At 67.2% G+C, this 19,547-nt stretch carries 17 protein-coding genes; 9 read left to right on the plus strand and 8 right to left on the minus strand.

Annotation, left to right across the window (positions count from 1 at the left end):
• Positions 1–659: 659 nt before the first annotated feature.
• Positions 660–2,462, minus strand: coding sequence for a chromosomal replication initiator protein DnaA (gene dnaA, locus OHA88_RS24255; RefSeq protein WP_267004088.1), 1,803 nt, complete (start codon positions 2,460–2,462; stop codon positions 660–662).
• A 392-nt stretch (positions 2,463–2,854) separates the two neighbouring features.
• On the opposite strand from dnaA, the gene rpmH reads away from it, so the two are divergent.
• The 9 genes from rpmH (at position 2,855) to OHA88_RS24300 (ending at position 9,738) form a co-directional block, all read left to right on the plus strand.
• Entirely contained in the window at positions 2,855–2,992 is a 138-nt protein-coding gene (gene rpmH, locus OHA88_RS24260; RefSeq protein WP_030930485.1) for a 50S ribosomal protein L34, read from the plus strand.
• An 18-nt stretch (positions 2,993–3,010) separates the two neighbouring features.
• On the plus strand, positions 3,011–3,382 hold the full coding sequence (gene rnpA / locus OHA88_RS24265; RefSeq protein WP_326604772.1) for a ribonuclease P protein component: 372 nt from the start codon (positions 3,011–3,013) through the stop codon (positions 3,380–3,382).
• Positions 3,379–3,738, plus strand: a complete 360-nt coding sequence (gene yidD, locus OHA88_RS24270) for a membrane protein insertion efficiency factor YidD (protein WP_267004090.1) — start codon at positions 3,379–3,381, stop codon at positions 3,736–3,738. The genes rnpA and yidD overlap by 4 nt, the downstream gene beginning before the upstream one ends.
• A gap of 3 nt (positions 3,739–3,741) precedes the next feature.
• Entirely contained in the window at positions 3,742–5,007 is a 1,266-nt protein-coding gene (gene yidC / locus OHA88_RS24275) for a membrane protein insertase YidC (protein ID WP_326628891.1), read from the plus strand.
• A 14-nt stretch (positions 5,008–5,021) separates the two neighbouring features.
• Complete coding sequence (locus OHA88_RS24280) at positions 5,022–5,531, plus strand: Jag family protein (RefSeq protein ID WP_267004094.1); 510 nt, start codon at positions 5,022–5,024, stop codon at positions 5,529–5,531.
• A 109-nt stretch (positions 5,532–5,640) separates the two neighbouring features.
• Complete coding sequence (rsmG, locus tag OHA88_RS24285) at positions 5,641–6,357, plus strand: 16S rRNA (guanine(527)-N(7))-methyltransferase RsmG (RefSeq protein WP_328627050.1); 717 nt, start codon at positions 5,641–5,643, stop codon at positions 6,355–6,357.
• 293 nt (positions 6,358–6,650) lie between these two features.
• Positions 6,651–7,727, plus strand: a complete 1,077-nt coding sequence (locus tag OHA88_RS24290; protein ID WP_313941610.1) for a ParA family protein — start codon at positions 6,651–6,653, stop codon at positions 7,725–7,727.
• Positions 7,724–8,821 (plus strand): ParB/RepB/Spo0J family partition protein, encoded by a 1,098-nt coding sequence (locus OHA88_RS24295; RefSeq protein WP_328627051.1) that lies wholly within the window; start codon positions 7,724–7,726, stop codon positions 8,819–8,821. The genes OHA88_RS24290 and OHA88_RS24295 overlap by 4 nt, the downstream gene beginning before the upstream one ends.
• A gap of 299 nt (positions 8,822–9,120) precedes the next feature.
• Positions 9,121–9,738 carry a GNAT family N-acetyltransferase gene (locus OHA88_RS24300; protein ID WP_313938240.1) on the plus strand — a complete coding sequence of 206 codons (618 nt, stop codon included), beginning with the start codon at positions 9,121–9,123 and terminating at the stop codon, positions 9,736–9,738.
• Positions 9,739–9,816: 78 nt separating this feature from the next.
• On the opposite strand, the gene trxA is transcribed toward OHA88_RS24300, so the two are convergent.
• The 7 genes from trxA to OHA88_RS24335 form a co-directional block, all read right to left on the minus strand.
• The gene (trxA, locus tag OHA88_RS24305; protein ID WP_030930508.1) at positions 9,817–10,149 is read right to left on the minus strand and encodes a thioredoxin; all 333 of its coding nucleotides are present in this window, start codon (positions 10,147–10,149) and stop codon (positions 9,817–9,819) included.
• A 44-nt stretch (positions 10,150–10,193) separates the two neighbouring features.
• The gene (gene trxB, locus OHA88_RS24310; protein ID WP_328627052.1) at positions 10,194–11,156 is read right to left on the minus strand and encodes a thioredoxin-disulfide reductase; all 963 of its coding nucleotides are present in this window, start codon (positions 11,154–11,156) and stop codon (positions 10,194–10,196) included.
• A gap of 133 nt (positions 11,157–11,289) precedes the next feature.
• Entirely contained in the window at positions 11,290–12,264 is a 975-nt protein-coding gene (locus OHA88_RS24315) for an anti-sigma factor family protein (protein ID WP_328627053.1), read from the minus strand.
• Positions 12,261–12,965 carry an RNA polymerase sigma factor SigM gene (gene sigM, locus OHA88_RS24320; RefSeq protein WP_328627054.1) on the minus strand — a complete coding sequence of 235 codons (705 nt, stop codon included), beginning with the start codon at positions 12,963–12,965 and terminating at the stop codon, positions 12,261–12,263. Before sigM ends, OHA88_RS24315 begins: the two co-directional genes overlap by 4 nt.
• A gap of 160 nt (positions 12,966–13,125) precedes the next feature.
• Positions 13,126–14,847 (minus strand): protein kinase family protein, encoded by a 1,722-nt coding sequence (locus OHA88_RS24325; protein WP_328627055.1) that lies wholly within the window; start codon positions 14,845–14,847, stop codon positions 13,126–13,128.
• Between the two features lie 128 nt (positions 14,848–14,975).
• On the minus strand, positions 14,976–17,132 hold the full coding sequence (gene murJ / locus OHA88_RS24330) for a murein biosynthesis integral membrane protein MurJ (RefSeq protein ID WP_328627056.1): 2,157 nt from the start codon (positions 17,130–17,132) through the stop codon (positions 14,976–14,978).
• A gap of 49 nt (positions 17,133–17,181) precedes the next feature.
• Entirely contained in the window at positions 17,182–19,479 is a 2,298-nt protein-coding gene (locus OHA88_RS24335) for a DUF6049 family protein (protein ID WP_328627057.1), read from the minus strand.
• Between the last annotated feature and the right edge of the window lie 68 nt (positions 19,480–19,547).

Raw genomic sequence — 19,547 nt, forward strand, 5'->3', positions numbered from 1 at the left:
GGCGGGGGTGTTTCTCCCCAGGGCTGTCCCCAGCTTTACCCAGGTTCCCCACAGCCCAACCAGGCTCCTTGGTGTGACGCCTTTCACTCTGCGCGGTGAAAGGCGGTGTCACGTTGCCGAACAGTGGACAGGGGTGTGGAGAAGCTGGGGACAACATGGCCCTGCCTGTGGGCCGCCAGTGGACAACATCGGATGCTCCTTGTGGACGAATATTCTGTCCACAGGCTGTGGATCACTGTTGGCCACAAATCCCCAGGCTCTTGACCTGGCCTGATGAAGTATCGGCCGTCGTCCCTGTGGAAGCAGTATGGACAACTTGGTGGTCCCCAGGCTGTGGAGGGCGAATTCTCCCCAGATCTGTGGAGAACCCCAGGTCGGAGGCATGTATTCGAACACCGGGGTCGCGACGGAGACGCACGGAAGCCGTTCGAAGGGGTCTCGGACGCGCTCCGGACGCCCGTCGGAAGCGTTCTTGAGGCCCGTCGAGACGGTGCGGGGGTCCGCGGAGACGTTTCAGAAGCCCCCTGGAGGACCTCGGGGAGACCTTCGCGGGCGTCCCCGAAACGACGAAGGGCGCCCCGAGGACTGTGTGAGAGTCCGTCCGGGGCGCCCGTCCGGCGCCGTACAGAGAACGTGACAGATGCCGTACCGGCGCTCCGTCAGCCGTTCTTGATGCGGTTGGTGAGTTCGGTGACCTGGTTGTAGATGGAGCGTCGCTCCGCCATCAGCGCACGGATCTTGCGGTCAGCGTGCATCACGGTCGTATGGTCGCGACCGCCGAACTGCGCGCCGATCTTGGGCAGCGAGAGATCGGTCAGCTCGCGGCAGAGGTACATCGCGATCTGGCGAGCTGTCACCAGCACCCGGCTGCGCGAGGATCCGCAGAGATCCTCCACCGTCAGACCGAAGTAGTCCGCGGTCGCCGCCATGATGGCCGACGCCGTGATTTCCGGGGCCGAGTCCTCGCCGCCCGGGATCAGGTCCTTGAGCACGATCTCGGTCAGTCCGAGGTCCACCGGCTGCCGGTTGAGGCTGGCGAAGGCCGTCACCCGGATCAGCGCGCCCTCCAGCTCGCGGATGTTGCGCGAGATACGGGACGCGATGAACTCCAGGACCTCCGGCGGGGCGTTGAGCTGCTCCTGCACAGCCTTCTTGCGGAGGATCGCGATCCGCGTCTCCAGCTCCGGCGGCTGCACATCGGTGGTCAGCCCCCACTCGAAGCGGTTCCGCAGCCGGTCCTCCAGGGTGACCAGCTGCTTGGGCGGCCGGTCCGAGGACAGCACGATCTGCTTGTTGGCGTTGTGGAGCGTATTGAAGGTGTGGAAGAACTCCTCCTGCGTCGACTCCTTGCTCGCCAGGAACTGGATGTCGTCGACCAGCAGGATGTCCACATCGCGGTACCGCTTGCGGAAGGTGTCGCCCTTGCCGTCGCGGATCGAGTTGATGAACTCGTTGGTGAACTCCTCGGAGCTCACGTAGCGCACCCGGGTGCCCGGGTAGAGGCTGCGCGCGTAGTGCCCGATGGCATGCAGCAAGTGGGTCTTGCCGAGCCCCGACTCCCCATAGATGAAGAGGGGGTTGTACGCCTTCGCGGGTGCCTCGGCGACGGCGACGGCAGCCGCGTGCGCGAACCGGTTGGACGCGCCGATGACAAAGGTGTCGAAGAGGTACTTCGGGTTCAGCCGGGCATGCGGCTCGCCGGGACCGGGCGCGGGTGCGGGCTGTGCGCCCATCGGCCCGGTGGCGCCGCCGGGGCGTCCGGTGCCGGGACCACCCTGCCGGTGCTGGGGCTCGGGCAGGGCGTGACGCCCCGGGCGCTGTTGCTCGTAACCCTGGCGCTCGGGCGGCTGCGACCGGTAGTCGTGCTGCGGCTGCTGCGGACGGTAGTCGTGCTGCTGCTCACGCCACTGCTCCGCGGATGTGTCGCGCTCCTGGAAACCGCCGAGCCGGGGCTGCTGCCAGGAAAGATCCTCAGGAGTGCGCGGCCAGGCGCCCGGCTCGGGGCGCTGCTGCTGGTAGTCGGGGTAGGCCGGCCGGGCCGTCGGCATGCCGTCGTCCGCGGGCCGGTGGCCGTAACCCTCGTACCCGTCGTCCTGCTGCCGTTCGTCGTGCTGCGGTCCCTGGTAGCGGTGCTGCTGCGGCTGCTGGGACTGGTGCATCGGGGGCGCCGGCGGGTTCGGCGGTTCGCCGGCGGAGTCGTCGACGGTGATCGCGATCCGGATCGGGCGGCCGCACTCCCGGCTCAGCGTTTCGCTGATGAGCGGCGCGAGCCGGCCCTCCAGGACACGCTTGCCCCATTCGTTGGGGACGGCGAGCAGTGCAGTGTCGGCGACGAGTGCGAGCGGCTGGCAGCGCTCGATCCACTGCTTGTCCTTCGGCTCGATGCCCTGCTGGCCCTCCCCGAGGAGCTGCTCCAGCACTCGTGGCCACACTGCGGCAAGATCGGCAGGTACGTCAGCCACAAGGCACGCTCTCTCGCTGGTCCCACGAATGTGTGGTTCTCGGGACGGGATGGGTAAGGCCCGGCAGGCGGGAAGAAAAAGAACCGGAGTTCAGCCACGGTAGTCAGGCCGACCCGCGTCGTTCAAGTTGTTGTCCACAGGCTGTGTACAGCGCGGGTCGTGGTAAGGCCGTCGCAGGGCCACCGCAGAGCCGGTTTGACCGGATGGCGTAGCCGCGCGTACCGTGACCAGGTCGAGTTGTCGATGGCTGCTGCCGCCTGCCTCCGATGGGCAAAGATCACGATCAGTGATTGTGAAGCGGTGCACTAAGGCGTTTACGCGAGTCTCTCGTGGGCGCACGGTGACAGCCAGGCGATGTCCCGCCAACACACGATCATTTCTGGAGCCCCCGAGTGAGCAAGCGCACCTTCCAGCCGAACAACCGTCGTCGCGCGAAGACCCACGGCTTCCGGCTGCGTATGCGCACCCGTGCCGGCCGCGCGATTCTCGCGTCCCGCCGTGGCAAGGGTCGCGCCAACCTGTCCGCCTGATCGCGTACAGGTCATGACGTGCTGCCTACCGAGAATCGGCTGAGGCGGCGCGAGGACTTCGCGACCGCAGTACGTCGAGGACGCCGGGCCGGCCGCCCGCTACTCGTCGTTCATCTACGCAGCGGTGCAACGGACCCGCACGTGACTGGGGAGAGTGCTCCCCCGCCGCGTGCGGGTTTCGTTGTCAGCAAAGCCGTGGGTGGCGCGGTCGTACGCACAGCGGTGAAGCGGAGGCTTCGCCATCTGGTCCGCGAACGACTGGCCCTGCTGCCCCCCGGTAGCCTGGTTGTCGTACGAGCGCTGCCCGGATCGGGCGACGCCGACCATGAACAGCTGGCCCGAGACCTGGACGCCGCCCTTCAGCGGCTGCTGGGAGGGGGCGTGCGATGAAGTACCCGCTGCTGGCTCTTATCAAGCTGTATCAGTGGACGATCAGCCCACTACTCGGGCCCGTCTGCCGTTACTACCCGTCGTGTTCCCACTATGGATATACGGCGATCGACCGGCACGGAGCGATCAAGGGAACGGCGCTGACCGCATGGCGCATCCTGCGATGCAATCCGTGGTCACCCGGCGGCGTGGATCACGTTCCGCCACGCAAACGCCCGCGTTGGCACGAACTGCTGCGTAATGCAATACGTGGCAACAAGGGCGGGGACTCCGCCGCTGATGTGCCTCCTGGGGGGACGGTCTCCGAACCTCCCAGCCTGGCCTCAGAGACCTCGCCCAAAGCTCAAGGAGCCTGATTAGTGGACACGATTGCCAGTCTGTTCAGCTTTATCACCTACCCCGTTTCGTGGGTCATCGTCCAGTTCCACAAGCTGTACGGAGCGATCTTCGGCGATGACACAGGGTGGGCCTGGGGCCTGTCCATCGTGTCCCTGGTGGTGCTGATCCGGATCTGCCTGATCCCGCTTTTTGTTAAGCAGATCAAGTCGACCCGGAACATGCAGGTGCTCCAGCCGAAGATGAAGGCGATCCAGGAGCGCTACAAGAGCGACAAGCAGCGTCAGTCCGAAGAGATGATGAAGCTGTACAAGGAGACGGGTACCAACCCGCTCTCCTCGTGCCTTCCCATCCTGGCGCAGTCGCCGTTCTTCTTCGCCCTCTATCACGTGCTCTCGGCCATCGCCTCGGGCAAGACGATCGGTGTCATCAACCAGCCGCTGCTGGACAGTGCCCGGCAGGCACACATCTTCGGCGCTCCACTGGCTGCGAAGTTCACCGACAGCGCGTCGGAGGTCGCCGCTCTCGGTGCCTCGCTGACCGACGTCCGCGTCGTCACCGCGGTCATGATCGTGATGATGTCGGCGTCGCAGTTCTTCACCCAGCGCCAGCTGATGACGAAGAACGTCGACCTGACGGTCAAGACGCCGTACATGCAGCAGCAGAAGATGCTGATGTACATCTTCCCGCTGATCTTTGCCGTCATGGGCATCAACTTCCCCGTCGGTGTCCTCGTCTACTGGCTGACCACCAACGTCTGGACCATGGGTCAGCAGATGTACGTGATCAACCAGAACCCGACCCCGGGCAGCAAGGCGCAGGACCAGTACCTGGGACGTCTGCTGAAGAGCGTTACCGCTCACGGTGAGGTGCGCGGCAGGACCAAGCGCAACACCGTCAAGCGGATCGTCTCCAAGGGCTCGGACCGCAACGACATCGAGCGGAAGTTCATCGCCGGACTGTCCAAGCTCGGCCTCGCCGCCCAGGAGGACGGCACGGTGATCAAGAGCGACACCGCTCTCGCCGAGGCCGAGGGCGGAGCCGCGCAGAAGCGCCAGCAGCCCAAGCGCCAGACCAAGGCGAAGCGTCAGAGCGGTGCCGCCCAGCAGGGCGCGGCGAAGGAGGCCGATTCCCCCGAATCGGAGCCCAAGACCTCGCTGGAGAAGCAGGACGCACCGCAGGACGACAAGCCCAAGCCGGCGGGCAAGCCCGCGTCCGGCTCCTCACGCCAAGCCAAGTCCGGACAGCGCAAGGGTCCGCAGCGGCCCAAGCACCCGTCCAAGAAGTAAGAAGGAGTCCATCCGTGACGGAAGGCACCACCTCCACGGCCGCTGAGGGCAGCGACACCTTGACCCGCCTCGAGCAGGAAGGGGAGATCGCAGCCGACTACCTCGAGGGCCTGCTCGACATCGCCGACCTCGACGGTGACATCGACATGGATGTCGAGGCGGACCGGGCCGCGGTCTCGATCATCAGCGACTCGGCACGTGAACTGCAGAAGCTCGTGGGCCGCGACGGTGAGGTGCTGGAGGCGCTCCAGGAGCTGACGCGACTGGCCGTGCACCGGGAGACCGGTGACCGCAGCCGGCTGATGCTGGACATCGCGGGCTTCCGGGCCAAGAAGCGTGCGGTCCTCGCGGAGCTGGGTGCCAAGGCCGCGGACGAGGTCAAGAAGACCGGCGAACCGGTCAGGCTGGACCCGATGACGCCGTTCGAGCGCAAGGTTGTGCATGATGCGGTTGCGGCCGCAGGTCTGCGCAGTGAGTCGGAGGGCGAGGAGCCGCAGCGCTTCGTCGTCGTACTCCCGGCCTGACCGGACCCCTGTTCTGTCGGCCCCGTCTGTTCGCAGGCGGGGCCGATCTTTGTCAGCCTGATAGTCAGCCACCCACAGTGCGGTAATGCGGTACGGAAGGACGGTTCCCGTGACGGCGGAGGTAGAACTTCCCCAGGCGCCCGAAGGGGCGCGGGCGGTTTTCGGTGAGTTCTTCCCGGAGGCTGTCCGGTACGCGGAGCTGCTTGCCGATGCCGGGGTCAAGCGAGGGCTGATCGGTCCTCGTGAGGTGCCGCGGCTGTGGGAGCGGCACCTGCTGAACTGTGCGGTGCTCTCCGAGGTCGTGCCCGAGGGCGTCACGGTCTGCGATGTGGGTTCCGGCGCCGGTCTCCCGGGTATTCCGCTGGCGCTGGTGCGTCCGGATCTGAAGATCACCCTGTTGGAGCCGCTGCTGCGGCGGACGAATTTCCTTCAGGAAGTTGTCGAGCTGCTGGGGCTGGACCACGTGACGGTCGTCCGCGGCCGGGCCGAGGAGGTCCTGGGGACGCTGCAGCCGGTTCATGTCGTGACCGCTCGCGCCGTGGCGCCGCTCGATCGGCTGGCGGGCTGGGGCGTGCCACTGCTGCGTCCGTACGGAGAGATGCTTGCGCTCAAGGGCGATACCGCCGAGGAGGAGCTCAGCGGCGCGCGTGCGGCCTTGAGCAAGCTCGGTGTGGTGGACACCGAGGTGCTGCACGTCGGTGAGGGCGTGGTCGAACCGATGTCCACCGTGGTGCGGGTGGTGGTCGGTGAGAGTCCGGGCGGTGTGAGGTTCGCCGCAAAGAGGGCGAAGGCTGCCAGGGTCAGCCGTACACGGCGGCGTCGCTGAGGCCGCGCCGTAACGCTGTGGCATAGCCAGTTACATACGGTTTGCGCCGTTTACCAGTGATGCTCCGCGCAAGCGGCCATATGCACCGCATGCGGAGTGTCGTGCCCCTGTAGCTACGCTGCAGGGGCATCGTGTTTCACGTGAAACGTCGCTCTCTGCTGCATGGAATCATCAGTCGCGGTCGCGCGGCTGCCGCGCCGCGGCATCGCAAGCCCGTCAGGGCTACGGGGTTGTCCACAGGAGTGGATTCATCCACAGAAGAGTGGGCCTCGCTGGTTCGCGACCCCGAAAGCATGGCAGGCTCTGCTCATTGCGAGCCTGAAGTCGAGGAGAGTGAATCCGTGCGGTCCGACGCCAACATCGCGGGACCGATGACCGATCCGGTCCCCGGTCCCCGAACCGAATCGGCGGGGGACGGTGTTTCACGTGAAACACCGCCGCCGATGGATGACACACCCATCGGCCGTGCAGCCCAGCTGGCCGTCGAGGCCCTCGGCCGTGCCGGCGAGGGGCTGCCCCGTCCTGACCAGACGCGCGTCATGGTGGTGGCCAACCAGAAGGGCGGGGTGGGCAAGACCACTACGACGGTCAACCTTGCCGCCTCGCTGGCCCTTCACGGCGCACGCGTTCTCGTGGTCGACCTCGACCCGCAGGGCAATGCCTCCACGGCACTGGGCATTGATCACCATGCCGAAGTTCCCTCGATCTATGACGTCCTGGTCGAGAGCAGGCCGCTCTCCGACGTGGTTCAGCCCGTCCCGGACGTCGAAGGTCTCTTCTGCGCCCCGGCCACCATCGATCTCGCCGGTGCGGAGATCGAGCTGGTGTCGCTGGTGGCGCGGGAGAGTCGACTGCAGCGGGCGATTCAGGCGTATGAGCAGCCGTTGGACTACATCCTCATCGACTGCCCGCCTTCGCTCGGTCTGCTGACGGTCAATGCCCTGGTCGCTGGCGCCGAAGTGCTGATTCCTATTCAGTGCGAGTACTACGCGCTGGAGGGATTGGGGCAGCTGCTGAGGAACGTCGACCTCGTTCGGGGGCACCTCAACCCCGATCTGCATGTGTCGACGATCCTGCTCACCATGTACGACGGCAGGACCAGGCTCGCTTCTCAGGTGGCGGAGGAGGTGCGCAGCCACTTCGGTAAGGAGGTGCTGCGCACAAGCATTCCTCGATCCGTACGGATCTCGGAGGCGCCGAGCTACGGACAGACCGTGTTGACCTACGACCCGGGTTCCAGCGGGTCCCTGTCGTATCTTGAAGCCGCTCGTGAGATCGCCTTTCGGGGGGTCGGGGTGCATTACGAGGCTCAGCATGCCCAGACGGGCAGCCAGAACAGCCAGCAGAACATTTCGGAGGGGATCCAGTGAGTGAGCGTCGTAGAGGGTTGGGGCGTGGGCTCGGTGCGCTGATTCCCGCTGCCCCGCAGGAACGTCAGGTGCCGGCCTCCGGAGCGGGTTCGGACTCGCCGGGGGTGAGCCCGGTGATGACCTCCGAGCGAGGCGTGGCCGCCGCGAAGGTGACCACACTCACGGCTGCTCCCGTGGTGCCGGAGCCGAGCGCACCCGCCGACTCCGAGTCGTCCGCGGGACCGACGGATGCCGCGGGGGCGTACTTCGCCGAGGTTCCTATCGGATCCATCACTCCGAACCCTCGTCAGCCGCGTGAGGTGTTCGACGAGGACGCGCTCGCGGAGCTGGTCACCTCCATCAAGGAGGTCGGCCTGCTCCAGCCCGTAGTCGTGCGGAAGCTGGGGCCGGAACGGTACGAGCTCATCATGGGCGAGCGGCGCTGGAGGGCCTGCCGTGAGGCCGGTCTGGAGCGGATCCCGGCCATTGTCCGGGCCACGGACGACGAGAAGCTGCTTCTGGATGCGCTCCTGGAGAACCTGCACCGGGCTCAATTGAACCCGCTGGAGGAGGCAGCCGCGTACGACCAGCTGCTCAAGGACTTCAAGTGCACGCATGATCAGCTGGCCGACCGGATCGGGCGCTCCCGTCCGCAGGTGTCCAACACGCTGCGACTGCTGCGCCTGTCTCCGCCGGTGCAGCGCAGGGTCGCTGCCGGGGTGCTGTCCGCTGGCCATGCGAGGGCGCTGCTGTCCGTGGACGACTCCGAGGAGCAGGACCGGCTGGCCCATCGCATCGTGGCCGAGGGGCTCTCCGTGCGAGCGGTCGAGGAGATCGTGACGCTGATGAGCTCCCGCCCCAGCAGCACTCCCAAGTCCAAGGGACCTCGGGCCGGCGGCCGGTTGTCGCCCGCGCTCTCCGACCTTGCTTCGCGGCTCTCCGACCGCTTCGAGACCAGGGTGAAGGTCGACCTCGGACAGAAGAAGGGAAAGATTGTCGTCGAGTTCGCCTCGATGGAAGATCTCGACCGCATTCTCGGCAGCCTGGCGCCAGGAGAGGGCCGGGTGCTGGAGCGGGGTCTCTCCGACGAGACTGCCGAGGACGGCGAGAGCTGACGTCCGGCGGAACGTCGGGGCGGGCTGTATTCCGGAACATGCCGGAATACAGCCCGCCCTTTGCTTTCTCACGGTATCGACTTCATCTCCGGGTGGATACGATTCGTTCTGGTATGGCACATCAGCTTGATCCACCTCGGCGGAGGGAGGGCCATGCGATCAGTGAGCCGCAGCCAACTGGTGACAGTGGGGCTGGGCCTGGGGGCTGTCGGAGGATTTGTCGGCGGCCTGCTCCGTGAACGGAGCGCATTGGCCGCCGCACGCGATGCGGCGGGCGAAGGAAGCGAGGAACAGCCTTCATGGGACGGCGGCTCGTACCGCTCACACTGGATAACCTTCCCGATCTCCCCAAGCGGTGCCGCTCGTGTGTCTTCTGGGAACTTGATCCGGTCAGTGGGGAAGCTGCGATAAAGGCAGGGACCCCGGAGCTGGAGAAGGAGGCCTGGATCTCCGCTGTCCTTCTGGAATGGGGATCCTGCGGCCGTGTCGTCTACGTGGACGACGTACCGGTCGGCTTCGTTCTCTATGCACCACCGGCGTATGTGCCGCGCTCGACGGCCTTTCCCACCAGCCCGGTCTCCCCTGACGCCGTGCAGTTGATGACTGCTTGGATCACGCCCGGCTACCAGGGCCAGGGACTCGGGCGTGTCATGGTGCAGACCGTCGCCAAGGATCTGCTGCGACGGGGATTCAAGGCGATCGAGGCGTTCGGGGATGCCCGGTGGAAGGAACCGGCGTGTGTGCTCCCGGCAGACCATCTGCTGGCGGTGGGCTTCAAGACCGTACGTCCGCATCCGGTTCATCCACGGCTGAGACTGGAGCTGCGCACGACGCTCTCGTGGAAGGAAGACGTCGAGCTGGCGCTGGACCGGCTGCTCGGTGCCGTGCAGAAGGAGCCGGCGCTGCGCCCGCTGTGATCCGGGAGCCACGACAACGTGAAACGGGTCCATCCCCAGGGGATGGACCCGTTTCACGTGAAACAGCGGACCGTGGCCTTACTCGGCGATGAAGCCTTCGAGGTCGCGGAGGATGGCGGCCTTCGGCTTGGCGCCGACGATGGTCTTGGCGACCTCGCCGCCCTGGTACACGTTCAACGTCGGGATGGACATCACGCCGTACTTGGCAGCGGTGGCCGGGTTCTCGTCGATGTTGAGCTTGACGATCTCGATCTTGTCGCCGTGCTCAGCCGCGATTGCCTCCAGCGACGGGGCGATCTGGCGGCACGGACCGCACCAGGCGGCCCAGAAGTCCACCAGTACGGGCTTCTCGCTCTTCAGGACGTCCTCGTCGAAGGAGTCGTCAGTCACGTTCTTCAGGGCGCCGGCCACGGCGGCCTCCTTAACTTTGCGGGGTGTGGGGTGAGAGGCGTGGATCAGACGGCGGCCGCAGCGGCCTTCTCCTCGTCGGCGAGCGCGGAAAGGAAGCGCTCGGCGTCGAGGGCGGCGGAGCAGCCGGTGCCGGCAGCGGTGATGGCCTGCCGGTAAGTGTGGTCGACGACGTCGCCGGCACCGAAGACGCCGGTCACGTTGGTGCGCGTCGACGGAGCACTGACCTTGAGGTAGCCCTCGTCATCGAGGTCGAGCTGGCCCTTGAAGAGCTCCGTACGCGGGTCGTGGCCGACAGCGATGAAAAGGCCGGTGACCGCGAGCTCGGACATCTCGCCGGTCTTGGTGTTGCGTAGCGTCAGCCCGGAGAGCTTCTGCTCGCCGTGGACCCCGGCGACCTCGCTGTCCCAGGCGAACTTGATCTTCGGGTCGGCGAAGGCTCGCTCCTGCATGGCCTTGGAGGCCCGCAGCGAGTCGCGGCGGTGGACGATCGTGACCGACTTGGCGAAGCGGGAGAGGAACGTTGCCTCCTCCATAGCCGTGTCGCCACCGCCGACCACGGCGATGTCCTGGTCCTTGAAGAAGAAGCCGTCACAGGTCGCGCACCAGGAGACACCACGTCCGGAGAGGGCGTCCTCGTTCGGCAGGCCGAGCTTCCGGTGCTGAGAGCCGGTGGTGACGATGACGGCCTTGGCGCGGTGCACCGTGCCTGCCGTGTCGGTGACGGTCTTGATGTCACCGGCCAGATCGACGGCAACCACATCGTCGGGGATGAGCTCGGCACCGAACCGCTCCGCCTGGGCGCGCATGTTGTCCATGAGCTCGGGGCCCATGATGCCGTCCTGGAACCCCGGGAAGTTCTCCACGTCGGTGGTGTTCATCAGAGCGCCACCAGCAGTCACGGCGCCCTCGAACACCAGGGGCTTCAGCGACGCACGCGCGGTATAGAGGGCCGCGGTGTAGCCCGCAGGCCCGGAGCCGATGATGATCACATTACGGACGTCGCTCACGGGTTTCTTCCTCGTCTCTGCAGACTGCCTACTGTCCACGCCTAATGGGGTCGGTTCAACGACTCACACCCCACCCAACGGATCCTACGGGGGATGCATTCCCGACGTGCCGGAGCGGCGCCCGGCACGATTCTCAGGGGCGGGCGTAGCTGTGGGTCAGGAGCAGCTTGCCCTTGCCCGTGGGGTCTGCGTCGACACAGCTGGCGTCCATGACATAGGCCTGGACGAGCGCCGCGCTGGTCTGGTGCGGCAGGACTACGAGGTAGGCGTGCGTTCCTTCGTAGGTGCCTTCCTCGATGGCGAGAGCGGCAGTCCTTCGTCCGATGCCCTGCTGGATGCAGGCCGGGACTGTCACTGCGGGGGTACGCAGCGGCGTTTTGGGCGAGGAGGGCGTGGCGGACTCGGTATCCGGCGTCGACTGCATCTCGACGGACGGTGCTCGCTTCTCGTCTGATTCCCCTGAGGCGGGCATGCCGGTGTTGTTCAGGAGCGCTTCCACGTGTCGGCTGAGCGGAGAACCCGAGAACGCGTTCACTCCGTCCTCGGGGGCGCTGACGCCGCTGTCGGCAGCCTTGGCCTTGCTGGCCCCTGAAGAGTCCGCGGAATTCTGGACCGTCTGCAGCATGAGGACGCTCACGCCGACCATGGCTGCACCGAGGGCTGTGCCGAGAACGATGCCGCGGCGGCGGCGTCGTGCGGGTCGGCGGCCGGGGCCGGTGGTGGCCCGCGGGTGTCCCGTGGGGCGGTCCGCGAGGGCGGGCTGTGTCTCCTGGCCCTCTGCCTCCTGATCTCCGGCTTCCTGATCGTGTCCTACGACGGCCTCTGTTTCACGTGAAACATCTGCCGCGTCGTCCGGGGTGCGAAGTGGTTCGGCGGCCAGTGCGGCATGGATGCGGTCTGCGATGTCGTCGGGCATGCGCTCGGGAGCAGGCAGGGCGCCGAGCAGCGCACGGATCTCTTCGAGAGAGACCAGGACCTCTCTGCAGATGCCGCACTCGTCCACGTGACGGCGTACTTCCGCCGTGCGGGACGGAGACAGCAGCCCTTCGGTGAGGTCGGAGATCTCCGAGACATCCGGGTGCTGGGTCGTGTCGGCCGTTGATGTCATGTTTGCCCACCTCCGCCCTTCGCTCCGGCAGGATCACTGGTTCCTGCGTCCCTCGGCCCCGACGCGGGTGGGACGGATGCTCTCTGCGTCCGGTTCCTTCTGACGCCTAGTTCACCGGCCTCTCCGCCCTCGCTGCGCAGATGGACAAGCAGAGGAGCGAGCCGGGCCCGGCCCCGCGCGCAGCGGCTCTTCACCGTGCCGGTCGGTACGTCGAGGATGCGGGCGGCCTCGGCCACGGGGTATCCCTGCATGTCCACGAGGACAAGCGCGGCGCGCTGCTCGGCGGGAAGGGTGCCGAGCGCTGCCAGAAGTTCACGGTGCAGATCCTGGCGTTCGGCCGGCGCCTCGGCGGATTCGTGAGGCTCAAGAAGCTGCTCGAGCCGCTCGGTGTCGTCGACCGGTGAGGTCCTGCGTGTGGCGGCCTTACGGACCCGGTCGAGGCATGCGTTGACAGTGATGCGGTGCAGCCAGGTGGTGACGGCGGACTGGCCACGGAAGGTATGGGCGGCCCGGAAGGCGGAGACCAGGGCGTCCTGGACCGCATCGGCTGCTTCCTCACGGTCACCCAGGGTCCGTAGTGCCACGGCCCACAGCCGGTCTCGGTGGCGTCGGACGAGCTCACCGAAAGCATCCGGTTCACCGGCTACATGGCGAGCGAGGAGGTCTGAGTCGCTGAGTGGCTCTGACGGCTCGGAGGCCACCTCCCCTCCCTCCCTCTGTGCGTCGGGGCCGTCTGTCTATCACGATTCATATGTCGTGCGGCATAGAGATGAGGAAGATCGGTTCAGCGAAGGCTGCGATCACCACCGGCCGGACATGCGGCAGGCCGGCAGGGAGGTTGGTCCCTGCCGGCCTGCTCGGTCAGCCGAGTACGGAGATCTCCGAGATCCCGCCACGGAAGGAACTTGCCGAACCGTCCGGTGGGAGTTCTGTGACATGGATCAGCACGTAGCGGGTGCGTACGGGCTTGGTGAGTGTCTCCTCCAGGATGCTTCCTGCCTTGCTCAGCTTGGTGAGGCGCTGCGGGAAGTCCGAAAGCGACGACGGAGCGGAGGTGTCTTCGGCAGCTGCGAGCACTTCGATCTTCTGGCCGCTGCGGTACAGCTGGGCCTTGATGCCTCTGACGTTCTGCACACTGCCCAGGTCAACGACTATGCCGCTGCCGTCTCTGCGGGGCGCGAGGTTCCCGAAATTCGGGTAGCCCTCGTACCTGGGGGTGATCCAGGCCGTGTCGGACTTGCCGTCGACGGCGTTCGGTGCGTCCTGTTGCTTGATTCCCGACCCGCTGGGCATGAACTCTGTCGCACCGCTGAGCCGCAGCGGCTTGGCCGGGGCAGGCGAAGGTTTGTCACCGTTCTCCGGATCCGTCTGTGTGGTCCCCGGGTCGTCCGTCTCCTTGCCTCGGTCGAGGAGTGTCTCCGCGAGCTGCCAGCTGCCGAGGCCCAGGGCCGCGATGAGGAGGGCTGACACGGCCCACTTGAGCGCCTTGCCGGTGCGACTCTGGAGCGGTGCCGGCGGTGTGGCCATCACGGGCTGCGTCACGGGAACGCCGGGGCTGGCGGGCGGACGCCCGTAGCTGCCCTGCTGATAGGTCGTGCGCTGGTACTCCGGCGGAGCCGTGAAGGTGGGCTCCGGCGGGCGGATGCGGGGCATCGCCGCGACCGCCTTGGCCAGCTCGTCCGGTGTGGTGCACGGCTGCTCCTGCCGGGAAGCGGTGGCCCCGTCGTTGACGAGGGCACGCATGGCGAGTTCGGAGAGACCGCGGTGAACTCCGGCCCGCACCTGGTCGGGGGCGATCAGCCCCACACCCTTGGGGAGCCCGGTGAGACCGTAGGCATCGATCTCGTACGGCCAGCGCTGCGTCAATGCGGCATAGAGCAGGGCGCCGATCGCCTCGGTGTCCGCGCGCTGCGGACCGTCGGCGGTAATGCCGCGCAGGGCGGCGTTCACGGCGAGGCCACGGATCCGGTACTGGCCGGTCGAACTCCGCAGTACCGCACCCGGGGTGAGCCTCAGATGCGCGAGGCCCTCACGGTGCGCGGCCGCCATGGCCTGGGATACCTGGCTGACCAGTTGGTAGGCGTCGTGAGCGTCCATCGGACCGGCGGCCAGCAGAGCCGTCAGCTCGGTGGCGTCGGGGAGCCATTCGTGGACGACATAGACGAGGTCGTCCTCCTCGACCGCGTCGAGAACCTGCACGAATCGCGGGTCCCCGAGCAGCGCGGAGGACCGGGCCGCGGCCAGCACGGAACGGGCTCGCGGATGGTCCGCCGGGAGCAGATGGACACCCACCGCGCGGCGCAGTTTCTCGTCGACAGCACGCCAGCTGCTGAATCCGTCCAGACGGGTGACGCACTCCTCCAACCGGTAGCGTCTGGCCAGTTTGTGACCGCTGTGCAGGTCCGGGGTCGCTGCGGCGGCTTCAGAGCTGCTTCGCTCACCGTCCGCGTCCTGGGGGCTTGTGCCCTCCGTGTCCTGGGCTTCTGTCGTCCCGTCGGTCGTGGCCTCGTCCGCCTTGGCGGTCAGCGGTTCATCACCGCTGTTGTCGGCCACGTCGACGGCAGCCGTGCTACGTTCCGCCACCGTCGTTCCTGCCTCCCCATCCGTTGCGCGATGCCAGCCAGCTCTGCACAGTCACGCCAATTGTGCCCACACTCCAGCGCTATGCACGACACACGGAGACCGGCGATGGTTGTGCGGGCTGCCGGTCTTCAGCGTCCGAGCCGTCCGCGGACCATACCGACCATGCCGTTGATCTCTTCGATCCGCATCCGCTTCGCAGCGACGAAGAAGACCCCCATGAGCGCGGCCCCGCCCAAGATCAACGCGACCAGCGAACCGAAAGCACCCTCGCCCAGGCTCAGCAGCAGGGCGAAGCCCACGCCGCCGCCGATGATCGCTGCAGGGATCGCTGCGAGGCACAGGCGGGCGTACGTACGCACGACATGGGCGCCGTCCAGGTCGCCGCCCAGCCGGTTGCGCAGTCGACGCCAGGCGATGCCCACGCCGACGGCGTAGGCCAGCCCGTACGAGGCCGCCATGCCGACGACCGCCCACTGGGCCGGAAGGACCACGTAGCAGAGAGCGGAGGCGGCAGCGTTGACCGCGGCGACGATGACCGTGTTGTAGAACGGCGTGCGGGTGTCCTCGTACGCATAGAAGCCGCGCAGCACGACGTACTGCACGGAGTACGGGATGAGGCCGAGTCCGAACGCCATCAGGATGAAGCCCATGGACCGGGCAGCCTCGGTGCCGCTGGACGAGTACAGCAGGGTGCACATCGGGACGCCGAGCGCGAGAAATGCGAAGGCCACCGGCACGATCGCCACGGCGGAGTTGCGCAGCCCCTGGGAGATGTCGTCACGGACCGCGCCGGGGTCGTTGTCGTGGGCGGCGCGGGAGATACGGGGCAGCAGGGCCGCCATGACCGAGACGGTGATGATCGCCTGCGGCATTCCCCAGATCAGCTGGGCATTGGAGTAGGCGAGGAAACCCGCGCCGTTCCTACCGGAAGCCTTGCCGGCCGCGGTCGCCAGCTGCGTGACGACCAGGACACCGGCCTGGTTGGCGAAGACGAACAGGACGGTCCACTTGGCCAGCTTGACCGTTTTACCGAGGCCGTGGCCCTTCCAGTCGAAGCGCGGACGGAAGCGGAACCCGGCCTCGCGCAGATACGGAATCATCGCCAGGGCCTGGACGACCAGACCGAGCAGCGTGCCGATGCCCAGCAGCCGGATGCCCTCCGGCGGAATGGTCTGCACACCCATGTGGGATTCGGCGGAGGTGCCGTAGACCCAGATGAACATGCCGAACGTGAAGATCATGACGATGTTGTTGAGGACCGGGGTCCACATCATCGCGCCGAACCTGCCGCGGGCGTTCAGGATCTGGCCCATCACCACATGCACGCCCATGAAGAAGATGGTGGGCAGGCAGTACCGGGCAAACGTGGTGGCGACGTTGTCGGCCGCCGGGTCGTTCGCGATCGTGCTCGACATCAGGTGGATCAACAGGGGTGCGGCGAAGACCGCGATCGCCACGATCACGCCGAGCGCGACCATCACAAGGGTCAGCAGACGGTTGGCATAGGCCTCGCCGCCGTCCTCGTCGTCCTTCATGGAACGGACGAGCTGAGGAACGAAGACCGAGTTGAGTCCGCCGCCGACGGTGAGGATGTAGATCATTGTCGGCAGCGTGTAGGCGATGGTGAAGCTGTCACCGAGCAGCGCCGCACCCAACGCAGCGGTGATCACCAGGCTGCGTACGAATCCGGTGAGCCGGGACACCAGGGTGCCGGCCGCCATCACCGCGCTGGACTTCAGCAGGCTGGAGGCCCGGCCGCCGGACTTCGGCGGGGCGGGCGTCGGAGCCGGTTCGGGCTCGGGCGGAACGGGGGGCCCGGCCGGCCCCTCCTGGTCCCGGAACAGGTGCGCGAACGCATCCGGTTCCTCGTGGCCCCCGGACGCCTGGGTGACGAGGTCGTCGACGCCGACGAACTGGGTGGTTGCCGCGTCTTCGCCGTACGGCAGATGCCGGGACGGCCCGGCGGGCTCGGGCGGCGGGGTCTGCGCCCAGACGCGCGGATCGGGGGCGTACTGCGCCGCGGGCGGCTGCTGGTAGAGCGGCTGCGGAGACTGGTATGTGCCAGGGGGCGGGGGCGGGTGCGCGGCGCGGTCGTACAGCACCTCGGCCACCGGGTCCTGGGCGGAGAGGTCCTGGGCGCGGTAGGGATCGTGGTTGTACGCGTCCTGGAGGTACGGGTCCGGCGCCGGATCCACCTGCCCCGGGTCCGAAGGCGTCGGGGATCCGTCGGAAGGCCCAGCTCCGCCCGCACCCTGACCGCGGTCACCGTCGTACGGCGCGTTCATCGATACCCCACCTCATTGTCCCCGGCCGACCGGCCACGACAGACATCGCTCAACGGTCCACTTTCTCACCCGTGCCCGACGGCTCCCCGCTTTCCGGACCGGTGTCCGGCGTCGGGTCACTCGGCTGCTCGGGTTCACCGCCTTCGCCTCCGGACGGGCCGTCCGCGTTGGCACGCTTGCGATGGGTGTACATCCTGATGCCCGCGAGGACCAGCAGCAACAGTCCGCCGGCGATCACCAGCAGCACGGTCGGTGTGACCTCTGAGACCTTCACCGTGAAGGTCATCTCCTCGCCGTACGGCGTGTTGTCCTCGGTGTAGAGCTGCGCCCTCACCTGCACCTGGCCGTTGGCGTTCGCCGAGGCGTCGAACTTCACGGACTGGCTGTGGCCACCCGCGATGCGGATCGGTTTCTCCGCCACGGCGCCGCCGTCGTTCAGCCTGAGCCGCGTCGCGTTGTCCGACTTCAGCCGGAGAACAAGATGATCGACACCCTGCACCAGCTTGTTCTGCACGGTCACCGGGATGGTGGCACTGCGGCCGGACAGGGTGACGTCCGACTTGGAGATGAGTTGCACCTCGTTGGTGAGGCCGTGCAGATACGTGCGAACCGCGTCCCGGTACTGCTGTGCCTCCAGCGGCTTGCCGCGCCACGAGGTCGACATGGACCGGTTGATCGCGTTGCCGAAGGGTGTGACCACCCGCTCGGGCTGGGTGAGGATGACCCGGAAGCTGTCGAGTGAGGCCTGGGTGGCCTTGATGTCCTGGAAGGCCTGGGTGGGCAGCTCCTGGCTGCGGAGCTTCCTCGGGTACTGGGAAGTCCCGGGAACCCTCGTCGTCGCGTCGGCGTCGGGCTTCGCCTCGGCTGCGTCCACCAGGTCGAGGGGCTGCGTCCACCGTTCGTCGTCGAGGGCGTGCAGGGCGCGTGCCATCGACTGTGCCTGAGCGGCGGTCGGCATCCTCTGCGGTGCGACGACGATGCTGCGTTCGGCGTCCGTGTCCTGGTTGTTCAGGGCGAGGGTCGTGGCGAGGAACTTCTGAACGGCGAGGGTGGAATTCCCCGCATTGGACATGTCCCCCTCGAAGGCCCTGGAGAGCCGGTAGTCGGCGACGACAGCGGTGGTGCCGCCACCGATCGGACGGGCCGCGCTCGGCGTGTACGGCAGTCCCCCGGTCTCCTGGAGGCTGTCGCTGCGGGCGATCACGTTGTGCGCGCCGGCCGATGTGGCGACATCGACGATCGACGGATCGATGGCGCCTTCGACCGGCCACGCGAAGTCCGTGGACGGCTTCACATGCAGGACGGTCTCCACCGTGGGGCCGGCCACCTCGGTGGCGTTCTGCAGGTGGCTGAGGCTTCCCGAGACGTTCTTTCCGCGGTGGGCGAGGGACGCCAGATCCGGGTCGGCGAACGGCAGCGCGACGACCTTGTCGTCCGCCACAGCTGTCTCCAGCTTGGTGAGCCACTGCTTGGCGACGGCCTGGTTCTTCCCGGCGATGGTGGTATCGCCGACCTTGATGCGGTAGCTCTTCGTCATCGCGTCGACACCGGCCAGCAGATCCGGGTCGATCACCCAGGTCACAGGAAGCTGGGTGCCCAGCGAGACCATCTGCTCGAGGCGCCCGCCCGGAGCGAGCTCCGCGGCGAGGTCGTCGTCGGCGAAGACCGGGGTCTGCTGCTCGTCGGAACCCGTCTCGGCAGTGAGGTGGGCCGACGCGATCAGCGGCCAGAGATAGGTGATCCGGGTCCTGGAGTCACTTTCGTCCTCCTGCCAGGGAAGGAAGGTCCGCTCGATGCCGAGGACCTGCTCGTACGGGGCACGGGAGGTCTGTCCGGACAGCGAGACGCCGAACTGGTAGACACCGGCGTCGTCGAGCCCCAGCTTGCCCACGGGCACGGACAGCGTGAAGTTCTGGGTGATCCCGGACGGGAGCTTCGCGATCTTCAGCGTGTACTTGCCGCCGATCGCCGCCGGATCGCTGCCGGGCACATACCCGGTGCGTTCGGCTGCCGCGTCGATGGATGTCCTGCCGAACAGTCGCGGCCCCACCCGCAGGTCGACCCGGGCATCGGTGACCGCTTCCTTGCTCCTGTTGGTCAAAGTGCCGGAGACAGTGAGTGTGTCCCCCTTCACCGGCGCGCTGGGCGCCAGGGAGTCCAGGGTCACGTCGACGGTGCTGGAGCCGGTCGGAGCCTTGCTCGCCTCGTCGGCCTGCGCTCCGGGCACGGCCGGACCGGCCAGGAGAGCGGCGACGAGCGGCGCTCCGAGGATCACGGAGGCTGTGCGCCGCAGCCACCGGCGGGCAGGAGAGTGACTGATCCCCTGAATGTCTGCCGCCTCGGCCACGCGCCTGTCCGTCCCTCGTCGTAGTCAGCTGCTGTCGATCGTTGTCGGTTGCTGCGTCCCCGCATGGT

The sequence above is a fragment of the Streptomyces sp. NBC_00353 genome, assembly GCF_036108815.1.
Lineage (GTDB): Bacteria > Actinomycetota > Actinomycetes > Streptomycetales > Streptomycetaceae > Streptomyces.

Bases quoted from the DNA above. Each gene is read 5' to 3' on its own strand.
- murJ (WP_328627056.1), bottom strand. From the start codon at position 17,132: ATGAACGCGCCGTACGACGGTGACCGCGGTCAGGGTGCGGGCGGAGCT.
- OHA88_RS24290 (WP_313941610.1), top strand. From the start codon at position 6,651: ATGGCAGGCTCTGCTCATTGCGAGCCTGAAGTCGAGGAGAGTGAATCC.
- OHA88_RS24315 (WP_328627053.1), bottom strand. From the start codon at position 12,264: ATGACATCAACGGCCGACACGACCCAGCACCCGGATGTCTCGGAGATC.
- yidD (WP_267004090.1), top strand. From the start codon at position 3,379: ATGAAGTACCCGCTGCTGGCTCTTATCAAGCTGTATCAGTGGACGATC.
- OHA88_RS24300 (WP_313938240.1), top strand. From the start codon at position 9,121: ATGGGACGGCGGCTCGTACCGCTCACACTGGATAACCTTCCCGATCTC.